This is a genomic window from Bowdeniella massiliensis, assembly GCF_023634005.1.
GTDB lineage: Bacteria > Actinomycetota > Actinomycetes > Actinomycetales > Actinomycetaceae > Bowdeniella > Bowdeniella massiliensis.
The window spans coordinates 126,385-148,647 of sequence record NZ_JALIQR010000006.1; the positions used below are offsets into that span (position 1 = coordinate 126,385).

18 protein-coding genes are annotated in these 22,263 nt (G+C 66.9%); 6 read left to right on the forward strand and 12 right to left on the reverse strand.

Going from position 1 to position 22,263, the window contains the following annotated elements; all coding sequences use genetic code 11:
* Positions 1 to 18: 18 nt before the first annotated feature.
* Positions 19 to 2,094 (reverse strand): S9 family peptidase, encoded by a 2,076-nt coding sequence (locus MUN85_RS05685; protein ID WP_250505792.1) that lies wholly within the window; start codon positions 2,092 to 2,094, stop codon positions 19 to 21.
* Between the two features lie 62 nt (positions 2,095 to 2,156).
* Here MUN85_RS05685 and MUN85_RS05690 point away from each other — a divergent pair, with 62 nt between their 5' ends.
* The gene (locus tag MUN85_RS05690; RefSeq protein ID WP_250505793.1) at positions 2,157 to 2,960 is read left to right on the forward strand and encodes a nucleotidyltransferase family protein; all 804 of its coding nucleotides are present in this window, start codon (positions 2,157 to 2,159) and stop codon (positions 2,958 to 2,960) included.
* Positions 2,957 to 4,159, forward strand: coding sequence for a galactokinase family protein (locus MUN85_RS05695; protein WP_250505794.1), 1,203 nt, complete (start codon positions 2,957 to 2,959; stop codon positions 4,157 to 4,159). Before MUN85_RS05690 ends, MUN85_RS05695 begins: the two co-directional genes overlap by 4 nt.
* Here MUN85_RS05695 and MUN85_RS05700 read toward each other — a convergent pair.
* A complete protein-coding gene (locus MUN85_RS05700) occupies positions 4,156 to 5,358 on the reverse strand; it encodes a threonine/serine exporter family protein (RefSeq protein ID WP_250505795.1) in 1,203 nt (400 codons plus the stop codon). The two genes, MUN85_RS05695 and MUN85_RS05700, sit on opposite strands and share 4 nt — an antisense overlap.
* A 125-nt stretch (positions 5,359 to 5,483) precedes the next feature.
* On the opposite strand from MUN85_RS05700, the gene MUN85_RS05705 reads away from it, so the two are divergent.
* The gene (locus MUN85_RS05705) at positions 5,484 to 7,127 is read left to right on the forward strand and encodes an alkaline phosphatase (protein WP_250505796.1); all 1,644 of its coding nucleotides are present in this window, start codon (positions 5,484 to 5,486) and stop codon (positions 7,125 to 7,127) included.
* A gap of 55 nt (positions 7,128 to 7,182) precedes the next feature.
* Here the strand turns inward: MUN85_RS05705 and nrdE are convergent, their stop codons facing one another.
* The 8 genes from nrdE to MUN85_RS05745 all read right to left on the reverse strand — a co-directional run bounded on the left by nrdE (position 7,183) and on the right by MUN85_RS05745 (position 15,377).
* A complete protein-coding gene (nrdE, locus tag MUN85_RS05710) occupies positions 7,183 to 9,339 on the reverse strand; it encodes a class 1b ribonucleoside-diphosphate reductase subunit alpha (RefSeq protein ID WP_250505797.1) in 2,157 nt (718 codons plus the stop codon).
* Positions 9,309 to 9,725 (reverse strand): class Ib ribonucleoside-diphosphate reductase assembly flavoprotein NrdI, encoded by a 417-nt coding sequence (nrdI, locus tag MUN85_RS05715; RefSeq protein WP_092562517.1) that lies wholly within the window; start codon positions 9,723 to 9,725, stop codon positions 9,309 to 9,311. Before nrdI ends, nrdE begins: the two co-directional genes overlap by 31 nt.
* A gap of 70 nt (positions 9,726 to 9,795) precedes the next feature.
* Positions 9,796 to 10,047 carry a glutaredoxin-like protein NrdH gene (gene nrdH, locus MUN85_RS05720; RefSeq protein ID WP_250505798.1) on the reverse strand — a complete coding sequence of 84 codons (252 nt, stop codon included), beginning with the start codon at positions 10,045 to 10,047 and terminating at the stop codon, positions 9,796 to 9,798.
* Positions 10,048 to 10,561: 514 nt separating this feature from the next.
* Complete coding sequence (locus MUN85_RS05725; RefSeq protein WP_250505799.1) at positions 10,562 to 11,320, reverse strand: hypothetical protein; 759 nt, start codon at positions 11,318 to 11,320, stop codon at positions 10,562 to 10,564.
* Positions 11,321 to 11,335: 15 nt separating this feature from the next.
* Positions 11,336 to 12,091 (reverse strand): hypothetical protein, encoded by a 756-nt coding sequence (locus MUN85_RS05730; RefSeq protein WP_250505800.1) that lies wholly within the window; start codon positions 12,089 to 12,091, stop codon positions 11,336 to 11,338.
* Positions 12,091 to 12,837, reverse strand: coding sequence for a hypothetical protein (locus tag MUN85_RS05735; protein ID WP_250505801.1), 747 nt, complete (start codon positions 12,835 to 12,837; stop codon positions 12,091 to 12,093). The genes MUN85_RS05730 and MUN85_RS05735 overlap by 1 nt, the downstream gene beginning before the upstream one ends.
* A 130-nt stretch (positions 12,838 to 12,967) precedes the next feature.
* Positions 12,968 to 13,726, reverse strand: coding sequence for a hypothetical protein (locus MUN85_RS05740; RefSeq protein ID WP_250505802.1), 759 nt, complete (start codon positions 13,724 to 13,726; stop codon positions 12,968 to 12,970).
* 118 nt (positions 13,727 to 13,844) lie between these two features.
* Positions 13,845 to 15,377, reverse strand: a complete 1,533-nt coding sequence (locus MUN85_RS05745; protein ID WP_431603549.1) for an L-serine ammonia-lyase — start codon at positions 15,375 to 15,377, stop codon at positions 13,845 to 13,847.
* 272 nt (positions 15,378 to 15,649) lie between these two features.
* On the opposite strand from MUN85_RS05745, the gene MUN85_RS05750 reads away from it, so the two are divergent.
* The 3 genes from MUN85_RS05750 (at position 15,650) to MUN85_RS05760 (ending at position 18,530) form a co-directional block, all read left to right on the forward strand.
* A complete protein-coding gene (locus MUN85_RS05750) occupies positions 15,650 to 16,117 on the forward strand; it encodes an S-ribosylhomocysteine lyase (protein WP_250505804.1) in 468 nt (155 codons plus the stop codon).
* 3 nt (positions 16,118 to 16,120) lie between these two features.
* Complete coding sequence (mtnN, locus tag MUN85_RS05755; protein ID WP_250505805.1) at positions 16,121 to 16,777, forward strand: 5'-methylthioadenosine/S-adenosylhomocysteine nucleosidase; 657 nt, start codon at positions 16,121 to 16,123, stop codon at positions 16,775 to 16,777.
* A gap of 121 nt (positions 16,778 to 16,898) precedes the next feature.
* The gene (locus MUN85_RS05760) at positions 16,899 to 18,530 is read left to right on the forward strand and encodes an HNH endonuclease signature motif containing protein (RefSeq protein WP_250505806.1); all 1,632 of its coding nucleotides are present in this window, start codon (positions 16,899 to 16,901) and stop codon (positions 18,528 to 18,530) included.
* Positions 18,531 to 18,657: 127 nt separating this feature from the next.
* On the opposite strand, the gene MUN85_RS05765 is transcribed toward MUN85_RS05760, so the two are convergent.
* Positions 18,658 to 21,480 carry an FtsX-like permease family protein gene (locus tag MUN85_RS05765; protein WP_250505807.1) on the reverse strand — a complete coding sequence of 941 codons (2,823 nt, stop codon included), beginning with the start codon at positions 21,478 to 21,480 and terminating at the stop codon, positions 18,658 to 18,660.
* Positions 21,477 to 22,196, reverse strand: coding sequence for an ABC transporter ATP-binding protein (locus MUN85_RS05770; protein ID WP_250505808.1), 720 nt, complete (start codon positions 22,194 to 22,196; stop codon positions 21,477 to 21,479). The genes MUN85_RS05765 and MUN85_RS05770 overlap by 4 nt, the downstream gene beginning before the upstream one ends.
* Positions 22,197 to 22,263 lie beyond the last annotated feature (67 nt).

A 22,263-nucleotide genomic window follows, 5' to 3' on the forward strand; every position in this document is an offset into this window, starting at 1 on the left:
GTGGCGCAGGCGCGGCAGCTACGGCGCGATATGCCGCGGCAACTGGCGCTCCCAGAACGCCAAAATCTCCTCGAAACGGTCCAATCGATGCCAGGGCCGCCCCGAGCGCGACAGCTCGTGGTTCTCGCCGGGGAAAATGACGCACGTCGCGTCCACCCCGCCGGCCTTCAGCGCGGTGTAATAGCGCAGCGCCTGTTCGATCGGGCAGCGCAGGTCCTGCTCGGAGTGCATGACGAGCGTTGCCGTCTCGACCTGATCGACGACGGCCATCGGCGACTGCGCGGCGACCTGCGCGGGGTCGGTGCCGACGTACTGCTCGGAGAAGAACCAGCCGATATCGGACGGACCGGCGAACGTCGCGGGATCGAGGTAGCCGCGCTCGACGATCGCGCCGGCGAAGCGGTGGTGGTGGGCGATGATCCAGGCGGTGAGGTAGCCGCCGTAGGAGCCGCCCATGATGCCAAGGCGCGCGTCGTCCAGATCCGAAAACTCCGCGAGCGCGCCGTCGAGGAAGGCGAGGACGTCGTCAGCATCCAGGGTGCCGAGCGCATGCCGGATCGCCCGCGCGTGCTCGGTGCCGTAGCCGGAAGAGCCGCGCGGATTGCACATGACGACGGCGTAGCCGGCGGCGGCGAGCACCTGGGCTTCGTCGAAGACGGCCGGGCCGTAGGCGGCGTGCGGGCCGCCGTGGATCATGAGGATGACGGGCGCGCCGATCGTCTTATCGGGCAGCAGCACCCAGCCGTGCACGGGGTAGCCGTCGGCGCTGTCGTAGGTGCGTTCTTGCGGCGTGATGAGCTGGGTGGCGCGCAGCGGGCGCGCGAGGTCCGAGAGGCGCGTGATGCCGTCCGCGATGACGCCGACCTCGCTTGGCGAGGTGTGATCGCCGTAGGTGACGACGATCTGGCCCGCGTCGTTCGCATCCCAGCCGGTGACGACGCTGCCCTCGGAGGTGAGCTCGGTCAGCTCGCCGCCCGGCGCGATGCGGATCGCGAGCGTGGAGCCGCGCCGCTCCAGACCGCAGATGAGATCGGTCGCGCCGGCCGCGAGGAAGGGGCCGATGAGGCGCTGCGTGTCCGGGTCGGTCAGGCGCTGCGCGCGGCCGAGGTCGAGCGGATCGCCCGCGAGCGCCGCGGCGAGATCGTCGATGCGGTAGAGCGCATCGGAGCGGCCAACGAAATCCAGGCCGGTCTCCCCAAGGCTGGAGGCCGCGAGGTACAGGCCCTCGCCGACGGGGCAGGCGCCCGAGACCGCGAAGATTTCCGGACCGCCGGAGGTCGTGAGCGCGATGGGCTGATCCGGGTCTTCGCCCTTGGTTTTGATGCGGATCGCGAACAGGTCGGTGCGCACATCGGCGTCGTGGCCCTCGTGCAGACCCGCGATTGCGAGCGCGTGGCTGGCAGTCACGGCCGTCAGCGAGAAGCCGACCTCCCCGCGCGTCAGCCGCGTGACCGGCGGGAGTTTGACGTCGAAGCGTTCGGCATCGCCGTTGGCTTTGGCGCGCCCGACGGGCTCATAGCTCGGATCGGAATGCACCTGCGTGACGGGGACGTAGAAGAGGTGGTGCGGACGATCGAAGACGTAGCCGTGGCCATCGGCGCGGCCCTGGAAGCCGGGCAGCGTGCGCGGCGGCTCGGCGCCGGGTTCGATATCGGGCCGGTAGCGCCCCTCCACCGGCACGGGCGCCTGACAGATAATGCCCTCGCAGTCGGGCAGCCAACGAAACGCGGTGACGCCGAGCGGCAGGTCCGTCATCGCCACCGCTTCGCCGCCGCGTGCATCGACGACGTGCAGCTGGGGCGCCTGCCCCATGTCCGTCTCGCCAAGCGCGGCGGGCGCGGTGCGCAAGAACGCGAGCAGCGCGCCGTCGGGCGAGAATGCGGGCGAGGTATCGCTCGGGCCGCGGGTCAGCAGCCGGCCGACCCCTGCCGCCGCGGGCTCCGGCGCATCCGCCACGGCAAATTCGCGAAGCAGGGAGACGTTGGCGTCCGTCGCGAAGTCCGGATGGCTGACGGCGACGACGACGCGCGACCCATCGTGCGCGAGGGAGGGCATCCCGGCGTGACGAATCAAGGTCAGATCGGTTGGCTGCATATCACTGATGCTACGACACGGTGGCGCGCCCAACCACGCGGCGGCCTCGATACCATATGGGTATGCAGCAACGCCCGACGAAAGCCGTAATCCTCGCTCGCGGCCTTGGCACGCGAATGCGCGAGGCCTCCGCGAGCGCCACCTTGGACCCGAGCGCCGAACGCGCCGCCAACGCGGGCGTCAAAGGCATGATCGACGTCGGGCGGCCCTTCCTGGACTACCTCGTCTCCGCTCTCGCGGACGTCGGCATCACCGACGTCTGCCTCGTCATCGGCCCGGAACACGGCATGATCCGGGAGCATTTCGATCAGCTGCGCCCCACCCGCGTGCGCATCCACTACGCCATCCAGCGCGAGCCGCGCGGTACCGCCGACGCCGTCGCCGCCGCCGAGGACTTCGCGGGCGAGGATCGCTTCCTCGTCGTGAACTCCGATAACTACTACCCGCCCGAGACACTCGACGCCCTGCTCAATGCCCCCGGCGCGGCCCTGCTCGGCTTCGACCGGGCCGCGCTCATCGCGCAGTCGAATATCCCGGCCGAACGCATCCAGGCCTTCGCGATCCTCGACGTCGACGACGCCGGGCACCTGCGCCGCATCGTCGAAAAACCCGATGCCGCGACGCTCGCGCACTACGGCGACGCCCCCATTTCGATGAACGCGTGGGTCTTCACGCCCGCGATCTTCGACGCCGCACGCACCATCGAACCGTCCGAGCGCGGCGAGCTGGAACTCGCCTCCGCCGTCATGGCCAGCGATGAGGACTTCACCGTCGTGCCCGTCGCGGTCGGCTGCCTGGACATGTCCCGCCGCGACGATATCGCCGCCGTGAAGGAGCGCCTCGCGAGCATCGAGGTCAACCTGTGATCACCTCGTGGTTCGTTCCGGGCCGCATCGAGGTTCTCGGCAAGCACACCGACTACGCCGGCGGCCGCTCGCTGCTCGCCGCCGCCGACGTCGGCATCACCTTCCACGCGCGCGCCCTCAGCGAACCCATCGTGCGCATCACCTCGCGCGCCGTCGATGACACGGTGACCCTGCCGCTCGCGATCGATCAGGACGTGCCGCGCGGCCACTGGGCCGGCTACCCCGCCGCCGTCGTCTCCCGCCTCGTCGCCAATTTCCCGGACGCGGTCTCCGGCGCGCACATCACCGTCGACGCGACGCTGCCGCTCGCCTCCGGCATGTCCTCCTCCTCGGCGATGATCGTGGGCCTTGCGCGTTCGCTGTTTGACCTCTCCGGCATCGAGGACCACCCCGCCTTCACCTCCCACATCCGCACGCCCGAGGACCTCGCGATGTACCTCGCGTGCGTGGAAAACGGCATGAGTTTTGGCGAGCTTGCCGGCCACCGCGGCGTCGGCACCTTTGGCGGTTCGGAGGACCACACCGCGATGCTGTGCGCCGAGGCGGACGCGCTCGTCCAATATCGTTTCTGCCCCACCACGCGCGAGGCCGTCATCCCCTTCCCGGCCGACTATTCCTTCGTCGTCGCCGTCTCGGGCGTCCTCGCGGAGAAAACCGGCTCCGCGATGGAGCTGTACAACCGCGCGGCACTGTCGACCTCGGAGATCGTGCGCCGGTGGAATCGCGCGACGGGCCGCAAGGACGTCTGGCTCGCCGACGCGGTGCGCGCCGGCGGCGATGCGCACGACCAGCTCCGCTCCCTCACCTCCCCCGACGCCTATCTGCGCGGGCGCCTGGAGCAGTTCATCAGCGAATCCGAGGATTTCGTGCCACGCGCGAGCGCCGCGCTCGCCGCCGGCCGGATCAGCGAATTCGGCCGCATCGTTGATACCTCCCAGCGCTGGAGCGAGGAGGGACTTGGCAACCAGGTCCCCGAGACGGTGCACCTGCAGCGCTCGGCGCGCAGCCTCGGGGCCGCGGCGGCCTCCGCGTTCGGCGCAGGTTTCGGCGGCTCGGTATGGGCGCTCGTGAAAACCCACGACGCGGAAGCGTTCGCGGCGCAGTGGCTCGCGGACTACCAGCGTTCCTTCCCCGAGCCCGGCCAGCGCGCCACGACGCTCATCACGCGCCCCGGCGGCCGCGCCCACCGCATCAGCTAGGCGCGTCGCCGGCGCACCCCGCGCGCGAGCGTCTTGGAGAACTCAAGCTCCTTGATGGCGCCGCCGAGCAGCGTGCCGACGGCCACCCCCAGAAATGCGCTGCCCGCACTCACCAGCGGCGAGGCCGAATAACCGCTGACCTGGCTCGCCGTCATGAACGCGAAGGAGCCGGGCGCAACGATCATGAACGCCGGTAAGTACGTCACGTGCCACGGCGGCCCCACCCGCGCGAGCGCCTGCGCCCCCACCGAGGCGACGAGGGCCGCCACGAGCCCACCGAGCGCGGGCGAGACCTCCCCGCCGAGGTAGACCTGCAGTGCGCCGGCCACCCCCGACAGCGCGATGATCGAGGCGGCGTGGCGCAGCGGGCAGTAGCAAAACACCATGATCCCGATCGTCGCGAGGATGACGCCCACGAGCTTGATCCCAAACGGCCATGCCGGCGCCGCGATGTCGAGCAGCTCGCTCAACTGGTGCCCCGCGGCCATGACCGCCAGCGCGATGCCGACGAAGAACAGCGTGAACTGCATGAGCGCCGCCGCGAGCCGCGCCGTGCCCGCAGACGAATGCCCCGCGACGAGGTCCGCGAGCCCGGTGACGAACACCGAGCCGGGGAACAGGATCGCGAGCACCGCGACGATCGTGCGGAACGGGTAGTCGAGCCAGCCCGCATCGGCTGCGAGCAGGATCGGATAGGACACGAGGAAGCCGGCGATCACGGGCAAAAACTCCGCCATCGCCTTCACCCGCCCGGCGATCGTGGCAAGCCCCGCGACGAGCGCCGAGCCGATCAGCCCGGCCGCCACGGTGGGCCATGTCGGGCAGAGCAGCGCGACGAGCCCCACCCCGACGAGGATCGATCCGAGGTTCGCCACCCCATAGCTCCACGGCGCCCGCTTCGCCGCCGCACTCTCCAGCAGCTCGCACGCCTGATCAGCGGGCAGGTCGCCCGCGCGCAGCCGCGCCGTAATGGAGAGGAACTCCGAGAGCTGATCGAAGCGAATATAGGACTTGGCCGCCGAAAATTGCACGGGCGCGTCCGGTGACAGCCCGACGAAGACGCCGGTCGGCAGCGCCGCCACCTGCACGTCGGGGTAGCCGAGCGCCCTACCCGCGGCGATGACCTCCGTCTCGACGTCGCGAGCCGAGAGTCCGCCACCGAGCAACAACCGCGCCAGGCGCAGCAAAAACGCTTCCACCCCGCCATCGTAGAGCCCCCGGACGTTCACTCACTGTTGCGATGGCGGCCCACATGGCGTCAAGTGCCGGTTACACCCCGCTCCTAACCTGTCGGGTGACACCACCACCCATCAAAAGGATGTCCATGTCACGCTTCATTGTCTCTGCCCTCGCTGCTGCCACCCTGGTGGCCGGCGGCCTGGCCGCCACCCCGGTCGCGGCCGATTCCGCCCCCAAGAACGTCATCGTCTTGATCGGCGACGGCATGGGGTACAACCACATCGATAACGCCTCCTCCTACCTGGCCGGCACGACGCGCTGGCAGGTCGAGTGGGATCCCGCCAGCTTCACCGGCGGCGAGCTCGGCGGCACCCCCAGCCAGGAGTTCGAAACCTGGAACCGCGTCTCCCAGCAGACCTTCCCCGTCACCGGCTCCTATGACCCGAAGGCCGCCTGGAGCGACTTCAACTGGGTGAAGAAGCATCCGACGGATTCCGCCGCTGCCGGCACCGCGCTCGCCACAGGCGTCAAGACCATCAACGGCTACCTCGGCGTCGATGCCTACGGCAAGGCGCAAGAAACCATCGCTGAGCGCGCCAAGCGCCTCGGCAAGTCCGCGGGCGTCGTCTCCTCCGTGCCGTTCTCGCACGCGACCCCGGCGGCCTACGTCGCGCACAACATCTCGCGCAATAACTACCACGACATCGCCACCGAGATGATCGCCTCCGATATGGACGTCATCATCGGTGCCGGCCACCCCCACTTCGATGATTCGAACCAGGCGGCCGTCGCGAACTACAAGTACGTGAACGAAGCCGATTTCACCGCCCTGAAGCAGGGCAAGACGGACTTCTCCTTCCTGGAGACGACGGCCGAGCTGACCGCCCTCGCCTCGGGCGAAACCCCCGAGCGCGTCTTCGGCCTGCCCCAGGTCGCCTCCACCCTGCAGCAGTCGCGCGCCGGCGAATCCACCGTGCCCTTCGACGTCGCGAACAACGACGTGCCCGATCTGCCGACGCTGACCGCCGGCGCCCTGAACGTCCTGGATAACAACGACGAGGGCTTCTTCCTCATGGTCGAGGGCGGCGCCATCGACTGGACCGGCCACGCCAACGACGAGGTGCGCAACATCGAGGAGACCGTCGACTTCTTCGACGCTGTCTCCACCGTCTCCCAGTGGGTCGAAGCGAACTCCTCGTGGGAGGAAACGCTCGTTATCGTTACCGCGGATCACGAAACCGGCTACCTCGTGGGCCCCGAGTCCGATCCCGCCTTTGACGCGATGACCGGCAACAAGGGCGAGGTGCCGAAGCTCAGCTGGCACTCGGGCGATCACACCAACATGCTCGTCCCCGTGTTCTTCAAGGGCGCAGGTGCGGCGACGCTGGCCGCCCACGCGACGGGCGAGGACCCGGTGCGCGGCGCCTTCCTCGATAACACGGCCCTTGCCAACTTCCTGCTCGAGGACCTGTGGCGCGCCGCGGAACCGACGGAAGAGCCGACCGAGCAGCCCACGGAAGCCCCGACCGAAGCTCCCACCGAGCAGCCCACCGAGGCGCCAACCGAGCAGCCCACGGAAGCTCCGACAGAGCAGCCGACGGCCGAGCCGAGCGAGAAGCCCACGCACGACGCGAAGCCACTGCCGATCGGTCCGAAGCAGCCCGGTAAGCCGATCGCCTCGGCTCCGAAGATGCCCGTCACGGGTGGCGAGCTCATCATGCTCGCGCTGCTGGCCTCCGGCCTGATCTCCTCCGGCGTGGTGCTGGTGCGCCGCCGCCAGGCGAGCTAATCCCCATACGCAAGTGGCCCGGCAGATTCTGCCGGGCCACTTGTGTGTTATCGAGCTACAGCTCGCAGGAGACGCAACCTTCTACTTCGGTGCCAACGAGCGCCTTTTGGCGCAGTCGGATGTAGTAGAGCGTCTTGATACCCTTGCGCCACGCATAGATCTGCGCGCGGTTGAGGTCGCGCGTGGAGACCGTGTCCTTGAAGAACAGCGTCAGCGACAGACCCTGGTCGACGTGCTGGGTGGCAGCCGCGTAGGTGTCGATGATCTTCTCGGGCCCGATTTCGTAGGCGTCCTGGTAGTACTCCAGGTTGTCGTTCGTCATGAACGGCGCCGGGTAATAGGTCCGGCCGATCTTGCCTTCCTTGCGGATTTCAACCTTCGCCACGATCGGGTGGATCGAGGACGTCGAGTTGTTGATGTAGGAGATCGAGCCCGTCGGCGGCACCGCCTGGAGGTTCTGGTTGTAGATGCCGTGCTCCATGACGGAGGCCTTCAGCTCGCGCCAATCCTCCTGCGTGGGGATGTGGACGCCCGCGTCGGCGAACAGCTGGCGCACGCGATCGGTTTCCGGCTCCCACACCTGATCGGTGTACTTGTCGAAGAACTCGCCGGAGGCGTAGGTCGAGTCCTTGAAGCCGCCGAAGGAACGGCCGCGCTCGATCGCGAGCTTGTTGGATTCGGTGATGGCGTGGAACAGCACGGTGTAGAAGTAGATGTTCGTGAAGTCCAGGCCCTCGTCGGAGCCGTAGAAGATATTCTCGCGCGCCAGGTAGCCGTGCAGGTTCATCTGGCCAAGTCCGATGGCGTGCGATTCGTCGTTGCCGCGCACGATGGAGGGCACCGAGTTGATCGTCGTCTGATCGGAGACGGCCGTCAGGGCGCGGATCGCGGTTCCCACCGTCTTGCCGAAGTCGGGCGAGTCCATCGCCATCGCGATGTTGAGCGATCCCAGGTTGCAGGAGATGTCCTTGCCGATGTGGGAGTAGGTGAGGTCCTCGTTGTATTCGCTGGCTTCCGAGACCTGCAGGATCTCCGAGCACAGGTTGGACATGATGACCTTGCCCTTGATCGGGTTGGAGCGGTTCACCGTGTCCTCGAACATGATGTACGGGTAACCGGATTCGAACTGGATCTCGGCGAGCGTCTGGAAGAAGCGGCGAGCGTTGATCTTCTTCTTGTGGATGCGCTTATCGTCGACCATCTCGTAGTACTTTTCCGAGACCGAGATGTCGGAAAATGGCACGCCGTAGACGCGCTCGACGTCGTAGGGCGAGAAGAGGTGCATGTCCTCGTTCTTGCGCGCGAGGTCGAAGGTGATGTCGGGGATGACTACGCCGAGCGAGAGCGTCTTGATCCGGATCTTCTCGTCGGCGTTCTCGCGCTTGGTGTCGAGGAAGCTCATGATGTCCGGGTGGTGCGCGTGCAGGTAGACGGCGCCGGCACCCTGGCGGGCTCCAAGCTGGTTGGCGTAGGAGAAGGAGTCTTCCAGCAACTTCATCACGGGGATGACGCCTGAGGACTGGTTCTCGATCTTCTTGATCGGCGCACCGTACTCGCGAAGGTTCGTCAGCAGCAGCGCGACGCCGCCGCCGCGCTTGGACAGCTGCAGGGCGGAGTTGATGCCGCGGGCGATCGACTCCATGTTGTCTTCGATGCGCAGCAGGAAGCAGGAGACGGCTTCGCCGCGCTGGGCCTTGCCCGAGTTCAGGAACGTCGGGGTTGCGGGCTGGAACCGGCCCGCAATGATCTCGTCAACGAGCTGCAGCGCGAAGTCTTCGTCGCCGTCGGCCAGGGTCAGAGCCACCATGACGACGCGGTCTTCGAAGCGCTCCAGGTAGCGCTTTCCGTCGAAGGTTTTCAGCGTGTAGGAGGTGTAGTACTTGAAGGCGCCGAGGAAGGTGGGGAAGCGGAACTTCTTGGCGTAGGCGTAGTCGAAGATGCGCTGGAGGAATTCCTTGGAGTACTTCTCAAGGACGTGTCCCTCGTAGTAGCCCTCATCGACCAGGTAGGTGAGCTTCTCGTCCAGGGAGTGGAAGAAGACGGTGTTCTGGTTGACGTGCTGCAGGAAGTACTGCCGCGCGGCCTGTCGGTCGGCATCAAACTGGATCTTGCCGTTTTCGTCGTAAAGATTCAGTTTGGCGTTCAGCGCATGATAATCAAGATCTTCGCTGGCAAAGGACTCTAGGCCGGTATCAGTGAGCGTTTCTGCCAAAATTCTTCCAATCCTTCTTTGACCCGCGCGACGTCGTCGGCGGTGCCAAGCAGCTCGAAACGATAGAGGTAGGGCACCTTGCACTTGGCGGAGATAATGTCGCCGGCGATGCAAAAAGCGGTGCCAAAGTTAGAGTTGCCCGAGGCGATGACGCCGCGGATCAATGAGCGGTTGTGCTCGTCGTTGAGGAAGCGGATGACCTGCTTGGGAACCGCGCCCTTGTTATTACCGCCCCCGTAAGTGGGGACGATCAGGACGTATTCCTCCTCGACGCGCAGCGGGGGGTCGTTCGGATACAGCGGAATCCGGGAGGCGGGAAGCCCGAGTCGCTTCACAAATCGATCGGTGTATCCCGACACCGATGAGAAGTACACGATATGGGCCATGTCGTCCTCCCGGATTCATGATCCTGCGGGGTTTTTCCGGTGCATGCAGGGGCGCACCGAACCGTCGGGACTAGGCAGTTATGGTCTGCTCGACGCTCTGACGGGCGAGCGCCTTGATGCGGTCGGGACGGAACCCGGACCAGTGGTCGCCGTCAGCGAAGACGACGGGAGCCTGAACGTAGCCAAGTGCCTTCACGTTGGCGAGGGCCTCGGCGTCTTCGGTGATGTCGACGACGGTGTACTCCAAGCCGTTCTTCTTCAGCGCACGGTAAGTGGCATCGCACTGCACGCAGTTCGGCTTGCTGAACACGGTAATGCTCATGGGAGCACACTCCTTTTTGCTTCGTAATGACGGTCCGGCGAGCGGTTTTCCCCGGATGTTACATCCGTGTGGTTCGATTCATCTCGGACCCCGTCGCTGACTTCCGTCACTATACCTTGTGATCGATCGAATGCGCGACCACTAGATGTAGTGGTCTCATTATTCCAGTGTGAATATTTATCCAAGTTTATGCACCACCTCCTGTGGACGGCCGCGGCTCGAATGTGGATGGGAATGGCGGCTGCGATTGCCCGTGTGCTGAAGCCTGCCATCGACCTCGGACACGAGCGGCCCAGGGGCCGCGTCGTTTGTACGAATCGGCACCTGGTGAACCATGTCCGCCGCGTCGCCGCGAAAGCCCACACTGCCATGTGCACGCTGGGGATGAGGATCCATCCACAGGCTGTGGAGGCTGTGGATAGGTGAGCTGGGAGGGGTGGATGGTGAGAACCAGATCGCAAAAATTACCGGCCCGCTCGGCGTGTCGCGAGCGGGCCGGTGAGAAACGGGCTTCTTAGAGTCGGGTGGCGATCGTCGAAGTGAGTTCTTCCAGGTCCGCGATGTCCGTGTCCTCGGTAGTGGTCAAGACCGTCGTGACGAGGGTGGAGCCGACCTTCGCGAGCATCGTGTATACGTGCACGGTGCCATTGGGCAGCTCCTGGGTGACGTGCTGCCCAAGGGAGGAGTCCGCAGCGATCGAGGTAGGGATCAGGGAGACCGCGGATGTGATGGATTGGCCGTGGGCGCTCACGGTGAACTGCGGGCACTTTGTGATCACGTCGGTGACGTTGCCGAAGTCGATGCCGTCGGCGCCGCCGGGCGAGACCTGGGCAACGACCTGTGCCCCATCGACCTCGCCGGCGGCCAGGCTCAGATCGCTTGTGTGGGCGATGAGCTTTTCGTTCAGCTCCGTATTCAGCTTGCCGCAGACCTCCGGCTCGAAGGTCGCGCCTTCGGTCCGCAGGGCCGAGCGGATGGACTCGACGTAGGCATCGACCTGGACTGGTGGCAGGGCGGTAAGGGGCTCACCGCGGTAGGTGAGATCGGCGAGGGCCTTGGCTGCGTCGGGCGAGCCCTGCGTGGGCGCTGCCGAGGTGGTGGCCGACTCAGTCGGTGCCGGGGTCGCCGTGGTAGCTTCCTGCGACGTCGTCGCCGATGCGTCCGGGGAGGGCTTCGTGGTCTCGGTTTGGCTGCAGCCGGTGATCGCCAGCGCGGCAGCTGCTAGCGCGGCCAGAGTTCGGTTGCGGGCGTTGGTGCTAAGCGTGCGGGACATGTAGCTCCTACCGGGTTAGAGTCGCTCGACGATCGTGTTGATGAGCGATTCCATCTCTCTGGCCGTCGCCTCATCCACCTGGGCCGAATCGGCCAGTTGGACCATAACGATGTAGTCGCCCTTCGTCGCGAAGAGCTGGTGCAAGAAGACCTCCTGGTCGCCCTGCTTGATGCGTTGCACCTGGCCGTAGTGGTCATCGGCGGGCGTGTCGAATCCCCCGCTGTGGACCTCGATCTCCTCGTTACCGATCTTCCAGGTCATGTCCTCGCAGTCGTCCTTGAACCGTGCGGAGATCTCGCTGGACCAGGATTCCTTGGCGGAATCGGTGATGACGACGGCGAGGTTGTCCTCCTTCAGCTGGGCACTTGCGATCTGCCAGGAGGAGGTATCGCGGCCGGCGGCTTCGGTGAGGCGCTCGTTGACGAGTGCTTCGCAGGATAGGGGCTCAACCGTCACCTGGGTGGCGGCACCGTTGGCGCCGGAAAAGATCGCGGCGGACTCTTCCTTGCTCGCTACGCTCAGTTCCTTGCCTTTGAACGTCAGGCCGGTGAGGGCCGCTTCCGGGGCGCTATCGCCGCTGGGCGATGCGGAGGTCTCGGTGGTCTCGCTCGGGGTAGCGTCCGCGGGCGTCGTCGCCGCCGAGGTGGTTGGCTCTGCGGACTTCTCCGGGGTGGAGTCCGAGGAACAGGCGGCAAGGACGAGGGATCCCACCGCGACGGTCGATAGCAGGGCGGTACGAAGGCCGGAGCGGCCGGTGAATTGAGTGCGCATTACGGGATCCGTTCAGTCATGGTTTGCAAAAGTTCGGTGAGGGCGGCGACGTTGGGCGATGAGGCCTGCATGCCCGACTGCACCATGAGGATGTAATCCCCCTTGGTCGCATACAGGGTGTACTGGGGCGGGTTTTCGCCATTGACCATGGAGTAGCCGAAGGCGTCGTCGGCGCCGCTGATCGGGGTCTCGACTTTTTCGACGGTGATGGTGGCGGGAGCGCCGGCCACGGTGAGGTCCACCGAGGGGCAGATGGCCGGGAACTCGCGGGCGATGTCGACGTTGCGGCGCTGGACCGCGAAATCGCGTGACGCCGACACCGAGATACCGCTCGCGTTGGCGGCCATCGCGATGTCGACATTCTTGTAATCGGCGGTATTGCCGGTTTGCGGCACGAACGCATGCTCGCATTCGGGAGGCTTGACCGTCAGGTCGAGCTGGTTGACCTGTTCCGCAGCGCTGATGAGGATATCGGTCAGCGGCGCCCCGTGCATGACCTCCAGCGCCGTGCCGTCGTAGGAAAGATCTCTCACGATCGGCACCGTCGTATTGTTCGGGTCTACGTCGGCGGGCGCACTTGGGGCTGAGCTGGTCTCGGCCTCTGGGCTGGTCTCTGGCGAGGGTGCAGCGCTCGAAGGCGCGCTCGTCGTCGCTTCCGGAGTCGTCGACTGCGAAGTGCAGGCGGCGATCGAAAGTGTCATTGCTCCAGCAGCGATGACGGCTGCAAGGCTCCGGCGCAAGGTCATCGGGCACGTCCTTATCTATTGGGTGCGCTCATCGAGTTCTAGTTGATCACGACGATGAGCGCTGTCACCAGGACCGCCCCGGCGCGGCACCATGATGGGCGAGCCGGGGCGGACATCGGACTGTACTTCCTTAGAGACGATCCAGCACAGTCGTGAGGAGCCCATTGGCCTTATCAATGGTTTCGGCCGTCGGCTCGGTGAGGTTCACGGCGACGACGACGCCCGACTTCTTGGCGGTTGCCGTATAGCTGCCGGACTTCGTGTCACCCATCGTGACATCCTGCTGATACGCGATAGCTTCGCGCGCCGGAACACTCAGCGGATGTTCCGCCATCGTCATTTCGATAGTTCCGAACTCACTCTCCATCGACGACGTCTTGCAGGCACTGAGCATCTCCTTAGAAAGCGCAATGTCGAAGTTAGCGACCTGCTCCTTGATCACCTGAACCGTGACGCTCGGCTGTTCCGGGGCGGCCATTGCAAAATCGTCGACCGTGACCTTGTCTAGGTCGAAGACGGTGGATGAGCCCTTGGACACGACTGCGTTGCACGCCTCAGGCTTAATGTTCTGAGCGCCCTGTCCCGTAGCGAAGTCGCCGAACTGCTTGATCATGTCAATGGACTTCTGCGGATCTCTCACCATCAGGGGTGCGCCGTCGTAGGTCAGGCCCTCGAGGACCGCGGCCAGATCGCTAGGCGGTTCGCCGTCGGCCTCTTCCGTGGGCGACGCGTCGTCGGTGGGCGTCGCGTCGTCGGTGGACTGCCCGCCACCCGCTTCCGTCGTGACGGACGGGCTCGTGGTCGTGGCGCCGTCGTTGGACGAGCAGCCCGCCAAAATCAGCGCGGCGAGCGTGGCGGTAGCCCCCAGGGCTCGAATCGTGCGAGACATGTGACTCCTTGAGTTCTCATCGGAGCCCCCGGTGAGCCCCTCCCACGGGTAGTCGACCATAATCTGGCGGCCCGCGCTACCAGAATCTTGCGACGTGAAACTTTCGGGCGGCCTCGTCCTAGCACTCCACGACGTTCACGGCGAGCCCGCCGCGGGAGGTTTCCTTGTACTTGCTCAGCATGTCTTCGCCGGTTTGCCGCATCGTTTCGATGACGACGTCAAGGCTCACGGTGTGCCGGCCATCGCCCCACAGCGCCATGCGCGCGGCGTTGATTGCCTTCATCGCGCCGATGGCGTTGCGTTCGATGCACGGGATCTGGACGAGGCCGCCGACGGGATCGCAGGTGAGCCCGAGGTTGTGCTCCATCGCGATCTCGGCAGCGTTTTCCACCTGCAGGGGGGTGCCGCCCATCGCTTCGCACAGTCCGCCGGCCGCCATCGCGGAGGCCGAGCCGACCTCACCCTGGCAGCCGACCTCTGCACCCGCGATCGACGCGTTCGTCTTGATGAGCGACCCGACGGCCGTGGCGGCCAGCAGGAAGCGACGCACCCCCTCGCTGTCCGAATCGGGCACGAACTGCAGGTAGTACTTGATGACCGCGGGCACGATCCCCGCGGCGCCGTTCGTCGGGGCCGTCACGACGCGGTGGCCCGCGGCGTTCTCCTCGTTGACCGCGAGGGCGTACAGGTTGACCCAGTCGACGGCGCGCAGCGGGTCCTCACAATCGCCGATCGGCCCGCGCTGCTCGCCTGCGGACAGCTCCGCAAACAGCTTCGCGGCGCGGCGCGGCACGTTCAGACCACCCGGCAAGATGCCATCGGTGCGGCAGCCCGCGTCGATGCACTCGCTCATGGCGTCCCAGATCTGATCGAGATGCTTGTCGACGTCGATGCGCGCGCGGGCGGATTCTTCATTGGCGCGCACGACGTCGGAGATCCGCAGCCCGGACGACTCACAGTGATCGAGGAGCTGCTGCGCGGAGGAGAACGGATAGGGCGCGGGCTCGGCCGAATCATGATCCTCGCCGCGGTCACTCGACAACGAGCGCACGCGCGTGACGTCCTCGGCGCGTTCCTCCTCGGACAGCTCGTCGTCGGGAATTTGTTCGACGACGAAGCCGCCGCCGACGGAGTAATACGTGCGCTCAAGCGCGACGCCCTGCTCGTCGTGCAGCCGGAACGTCACGCCATTGACGTGGTAATCGAGGACCGTGTCCGGCACGAGCGCGACGTCCGTTTCAAACGCGAACGGCACGTCCACGGAGCCGGCGACGCTCAGCGTGCCGCTCTGCTCGATCCGATCGACGAGGTTCGTCACGACATCCATCGGGACGCTGTCGGGCAGGAAGCCGGCAAGCCCCCACACGACCGCCCGGTCCGTCGCGTGCCCGCGGCCAGTCGCACCAAGGGAGCCATACAGGTCGACGGTGACGCGCTGCGGGCTGACCCCTGAGCGCACCGCCGCCACGATTTCGCTCGCGAACGCATGCCCGGCCTTCATCGGCCCGACGGTATGCGAGGAGGACGGCCCGAGCCCGATCTTGAATAGATCCGCGACGGATAGCGGGCGCGGCGCCTCAGCCGCGGGCGTCGCCCCGGCATACAGCGTGTCCGGCCCGCGCCGGCCCGTCGCCCGCGCCCGGCCCGGCATGACCGAACGTTCCACGGGAGTGATGGCCAACTGGCGTCGCGACGAATGCGGCCGGGTCAAGTGATATTCGACGTGGGCTCCCGGCGTCGTGGCTGTCGGCGGCTCGGGCAGCGTCGGCGCCCCGCCATCTCCCGCGTTATCAGCCGTCGTTTCGCGCATCTCGCGTTCTTCCATGCCTAACCTCCTCGTCGGGCCCGCGCGCGTCGCGTGCCAGAGGTATGGTGTCACGTTTCGGGCGATTTTCCTACCCACCACCGGGCTACCATGGGGCCATGACTACCCCCAAGATGAACGTCGAATCCTTCAACCTCGACCACACGAAGGTTGCCGCGCCCTACGTGCGTGTCGCAGATCGCAAAGTTCTGCCCGCCGGCGACGTCCTCGTGAAATACGACGTGCGCTTCACCCAGCCCAACCGCGCGCATCTTGAGATGCCGACGATCCACTCCCTAGAGCACACGTTCGCGGAAAAGGTGCGCAATCACGCCGATTACGTCATCGACTTCTCCCCCATGGGCTGCCAGACGGGCTTCTACCTCCTCGTGAGTGGCGATCACGAAGATCAGGAGATCTTCGACCTCATCGCCGCGGGCCTGAGCAATGTGCTGGCCGCCGACGAGGTCCCCGCCGCTAACGAAGTCCAGTGCGGCTGGGGCGCCTCCCACGATCTCGCCGGCGCTAAGGCCGCCGCCAAGGCGATGCTCGAGGGCCGCGATGTCTGGCACGAGGTCATGGCCTAACTCATGACTGCACACACCCCCGAAGCCGTCACCGCGCGCCGGCCCGTCCTCATCCTCGCGGCGATGCCCGAGGAAGCCGCCCCCTATGAGGACATGGACCTCGACGCAGCGGTCGCCGTCACCGGCATCGGCGCCGTCAACGCCGCCGTCACCGCCACCCGCATCATCACCGAGCTGAACCCCCGCCTCGTGGTGTCCACAGGATCGGCGGGCGGCCTCGGCCAGCAGCTTTCCATCGGCGACGTCGTGATCGGATCCGACTACCGCTACCACGGCGCCGACGCCACCGCCTTCGGCTACGAGCTCGGCCAGATCCCCGGGATGCCCCCGGCGTTTTTCGGCGACGCCGACTCAATCGAGCGCGCCCGAACCCTACCGGCCAACCCCGAGGCGCCCATGCATATCGGCGGCATGCTTTCCGGTGATTCCTTCATCGCCGCGCACCTCGTCGACGATATTCGCCGCACCTTCCCCACCGCCCTTTCCACCGATATGGAGTCCACCGCGTTAGCTCACGCCTGCCACCTCGCGGGCATCCCCTTCGTCTCGGTGCGCGCCATCTCGGACCTGTGCGATGGCTCCGCCTCCGAGGCCTTCCACCTGAGCCTGCAGGAGGTCGCCACGCGCGCCGCCCACACCGTCGCAGCGCTGCTCGCCTAAAAGTTATCCACAGTTCCACCATGGGCCCTTGCGGCGACTTTCTCTCCCGGCTTGACTGTCATCCACGACATCACCTCCCCGCCACACCGGACGGGGAGCCGGAAGAGAAAAGGAGCAGCCGATGGCACTACTCAGCCCCGACGACATCGCCGCAGCCCTGTCCTCTCTTTCCGACGGCGATGATCCCGTTGCCGCATCGACGGTCGCCCTCGCCGCCGAGCTCCTGAGCCGCGCCTTCGATCGCGGCATCACCGCCGCCTCCCGCGAGGACCACCTCGCGATCTACGACGCCTACGAGGTATCCCACCGCTACGCCACCTACGGGCGGATGCGGGCCTTGGCCGCCGCCGATCAAGCAAAGGCCGGAAAAGTCCACGGCATGACGATGGCCGACTACGTCGCCGAGCGCCGCCGCGTCCCCCGCCCGGCGGGCCTGACCGCAGTCCTCGATTCCCGCAGCGCAATCGCCCACCCCAACGCGCTCGCCGCAGCCGCCGCCGGCCACATGAACGAACGCAACTTCAAACCCTGCATCGAGACCCTGAGCGAAATCGCCGAGGTCGTCACCCCCGAGCAACTCCCCGACATCGAAGCCGACGTCCTCGCCGCCGCCACCACCCCCATCCCGGAAAACTTCCGTCGCCGCACCCGCGAACTCATCCGCCGCGCCAACCGAAAAACCGCCCGCAAACAAGACGAGGTGGAGCGCATTAACCGCACCCGCTCCTACGTCCAGCGCGGCGCCAGCCTCATTCTTGTCGACGACGGCCGCGCCGGCGCGCGCATGAGCGTGCGATTCACGGCCGAACAGCACGACGCCGTCCTGCCCGTCATCGAATACTTCGCCGAACGTCAACGCCAAGCCCTCAAGAGCGCGGGCCTGCCCACCGGCACCACGGCCACCCGCCGCGCCGACGCGCTCGCCTGGATCGTGGCAAACTTCTTTACCGACGATCCCGCGTGGAAGAACCGTTTCCCGACGCCGCCCGATCCGCGCACCCCGGACGCGCCGAACCCCTACCCCGCTCCGCCGCCGCACCTCGATCCGGCCGCGACGCTGGGCGAGGCCCCGGGCCGCATGTCCTTCCTTAGCCGCTCACACGCCAGGTGCGTCGGCACAGCCCCGGTCGAATTCTGCGCCTTCGCGCCACTGCCCTACGACGACGCCGTCGCCGCCCCAGGGCCGATCGCGAGCAACTCGCCCCGCCGCTCCTTCCACCCCACGGCCCGCAGCGCCACGCTCACCGTCGCGACCGCCAAGGCAGCCGTGACCGCCGCGCTGGCCTCCTACGGCGCCGCGGCCCCCGCAACGCCCCACGATCTCGGCCGCACCGCCCGCGGTCCCTCCCCGGACCTGCGCCTCATGGTGCGCCTGCGCGACGGCGGCTGCATCCACCCCAACTGCACCGCCGAGCCCTACCGCTGCGAAATCCACCACCTGCACTCCTTCGCGGACGGCGGCCCCACCAACTTTTTCAACCTCGTCCTCGTCTGCCGCTCCCACCACCTGCTCCTGCAGCACGAACCCGGCAGCCGCACCCACTGGACCGCACGCATCGGCCCCGACGGCCTACCCGAGGTCATCCCGCCGGTCACCATCGACCCACAACAAACGCCCCGCCGCCACGAACGTTTCACCCCCGATGATGATCCCCTCGGCCGATGGTTCCGCGGTAAAATCCCCGACGACGAGCCTCCCGTCGCGCGCGAGTGGCCCGACGACGGAATCGCCGAGTCGGCCCAAGCCTCCTAGCCGGTAGGCCCCTCCCGCGCCGCGACATCCCCGGCCGCACCTCCGCGCCGCATCCCCCAACGCCAACACCCCGCCTGCCGTCCGCACCTTCGTACGGTGCCCGCAGCAGACGGGGTGTTCAGCGTGCCTATTCGGCGACCATCGCCTGAATCGGGCTCGTCTTCGCCGCCGTTCGCGCCGGCAACACCGACGCGATAAGCGACGCGATGACCGCAACCGCGAAGATCCCTGCGAGCCAACCCCAGGGCAGCGATAGCCCAAGGTCGAACCCGGTCTCGGCCGCGAGCGCCCGGATCCCCAGCCAGCCCTCGAAGATGCCGAGCGCCAGCCCGCCAACGGCCGCCGCCAACGCAATGAGCAGCGCCTCCACCGAGAGCATCGCGCGCATCTGGCCCCGCGTGAACCCAAGCGCGCGCAGCAACCCGGACTCCTGCGTCCGCTCCAGCACCGAAAGCGCCAGCGTATTGGAGACCCCGATGATCGAAATCGCCACCGCCGCGCCCAGCAGCCCCAGCACCACGTACATCATCGTGTCGAGGATCGAAAGGTAGCGGATCCGCTCAAACGCGCCACCATCAAGCTGCACATTCTCGCCGCTGCCCCGAATCGCACTCGCGATCTTGTTGAGCTGGCGCGTATCGACATCGTCATCCAGCTTGATGATGATGGCCACGCGCGTCACCGCAATGTCGTGTTCGCTCGTCAGCGACGAAAGCTCGCTCGCATCGAGCCATACCGACGCTTGGTCGGGCCCGCGCCCCTCGATAAGGGTGTATTGCTTGCCGACGGCTTGCTCGCCAGGATTCGCCCGCGGGTCCGCGGCCACCTCGGCAGGGAGGAAACGGAGCTCGCCCTTACCGTCGCTCGCCCCGTCCACCGCGCTGATCGAGCGCACCCCGAGCTCACCAGCTTCCGGGCGCGCGACGCGCGAACGCGCCACATCGTAGGCCTCCGGCGTCATGCCGAAGACAGCAACGGGTGTCGCCACCTGCTCGTCGCTCGATTCGGTCTCGCTGCCTGCCCCCTCACCAGCGGCCCCCTCAGCATCGCCCCCTTCAGATCCCGGACCACCGGCAGCTGCTCCCTGCTCCGGGTTCTCCTCAGGACCCGCCTGGCCCTCGGTACCCGCCTGGCCTTCAGTACCTGTCGCTCCCTCGGACCCGCGGCCGCCTTCCGATTCCGGCGGTACCGGCAGGATCGTGCCGCTGCCAAGGTATCCACGCGCTACCTCTACCCCGACGGCCTTGGCCACGCCGTTAAGGTTCGCAATATCCCGCAGCTGCGCGTCCGAAAACTCAGTCGATTGCGCGATGAGATCGACGGGCCGCCGCTCCGACAGCGTCTGGCTGAGCGAATTCTCCAGCGAATACCGTCCCGTAATAACGGTCGTCACGAGCCCGATCCCGACGACGAGGGCTGCCGCCGTCGCCGCAGTCCGTCCGGGATTGCGCTGGGCGTTGGCCGCAGCCAGTTCGCTCGGCGCCCGTCGCTTCGCCCATCCGGCCGACAGCACCCGCAGCAGCGGCGGCACCACGTAGACGTACAGCATGATGAGCCCGACGAACAGCGCCATCCCGCCGGGCATCGCGATAATGAGCGACTCCTTGACGATGCCCGCCACCGCCGCCGCGGCGCCCGCGCCGGTCAGCAGCAAGCCCAGGATCAGCCGCACGATGCCGCGGCGGGACCGCACGGGTGCCACGTCCATCGGCCGCAGTGCCGCCAGCGGCGCCACCCGCGTCGCCCGCCGCGCCGGCCCCAGCGCGCAGATCACCGTCAGCACCACCCCGATGGCGAGACCCGCGAGCATTGGCACGTACGTGTCAGCAAACTCGGGCGTCAACTGCAGCATCGGGAACGTCCACATGACGAGCCCCGCCCCCACGAGCGCCCCGATCGCCGAGGACACCAGCCCCACGATCGCGGCCTCGCCCAGCACCAGGCGGCGCACCTGCCCGCCCTCAGCGCCGATGCAGCGCAGCAGCGCCAGCTCGCGGGTGCGTTGGACCACCAGCACCTGGAACGTCAGCGTGATGACGATGCCCGCCACCACCACGGCGATGAGCGCAAACGCCGTCGCGATCCCCGTGAGAATGCCCGTGCCGGTCGTGAACTGCTCGAGCTCCTTTTCCACGGCCTGATCGACAGTCAAGAAGGTCAGCGCATCCGGCGCATCGGCCGCCGATACCCCCGCGGGCAGCAACTGCGCCGCCTGGAGGCGATCGATCAGCGTCGCCGCACCCACGCCCGGCGCCGCCTTGACGATGATCCGCGCCACCGAGTCGAATGTCGGGCCGGACCAGCTCTGTACCGCCGCGGGCACGACGGCCTGGGGGAAGGAAAAGCCGCTCTTAGAAAATACTCCGACGACGGCCACCTGCGTGCCCTGCTGGTCCTGCCCAATCGGCGCGACCTCCATCGAATCGCCGACGTCGACCTTCAGCAGCTCCGCCGAATCCGCGTCGAGCGCGATCTGGTTGTCCGCCTCCGGCCAGCTGCCGCGGTCCATCGTCTGCCAGCGCACATCGGCGTCGATGAGCGGGAAGGCCTGCACGTGCGTACGCTCCCCGGCATGGCGCACCTCGAGCGCGGAATTGTTGACGACGCCAAGCGCCGCAACCCCGTCGACGTCCCGCACCTTTGCCGCGATGTCCTCGCACGTCGGCAGGTCGCGCGGTGCCGCGCCATCTTCCCCGCCCGCGTCGCCTACGCCGCCCGCGTCGCCTTCACCGCCCGCGTCGACCGCGCTTTGCAGCGCCGACTCCTGGCAGGAGATCTGCACGTCGGAGTTCTTCAGGATCTCGGCGAATGCCTGGCGCATCGTGGAGGTGAAGGCCCCGCCGAGGGATAGCGTGACGACGACGAAGGCCACCGCAACGATGACGGCGATCGTCGTCGCGATGAGGCGGCTCGGCCGCGAGCGCAGTTGCGCGAGCAGAACGTCTTTCACTCCGCCACCCGCCGACCATGGCTGTGACCTGGGCGCTCATCGGAGACGATCACCCCGTCGGCCATTGACAGGATCCGGTCGCCCACGCCGGCAGCGTCCGGGTCGTGCGTGACCATGAGGACGGCCTGGTCGAGATCGTCCACCGCGCTGCGCAACAGCTGCAGCACCTCGGCGCTCGAGGCCGAATCGAGGTTGCCCGTCGGCTCATCGGCGATCAGCACCGCCGGCCGCGTCAGCAGCGCCCGCGCCACCGCGACGCGCTGCTGCTGCCCGCCGGAGAGCTCATAGGGGCGGTGATCAAGCCGCTCGGCGAGCCCCAGCGTCTCGATGAGCTGATCGAACCAGGCCTGATCGACGCTCTTGCGCGCCATCTTCGTCGGTAGCACGATGTTTTGCTGCGCGGTCATCGTCGGCAGCAGATTGAACGCCTGGAAGACGAACCCGATGCGATCACGACGAAACCGCGAAAGCTGCGCATCGCTCATCGCCGTGATGTCCTCGCCCGCGATCTGAACGCGCCCGCTCGTCACCGAGTCGAGCCCGGCCACGCAGTGCAGGAACGTCGATTTGCCCGAGCCCGACGGCCCCATCACCGAGGTGAACTCCCCCGCTTCGATTGCCACGCTCACGTTGTCGACGGCTCTCACCGCGGCATCGCCGGAGCCGTAGATCTTGGTCAGGTTTTCCGCGCGGATCGCGGCAGAGATGCTCGACATACCACCATCGTGCCAGCATCTGCGAGCGGCGCACTATCGGCCGTTCGGAGGGGGTGGTACTTCATGT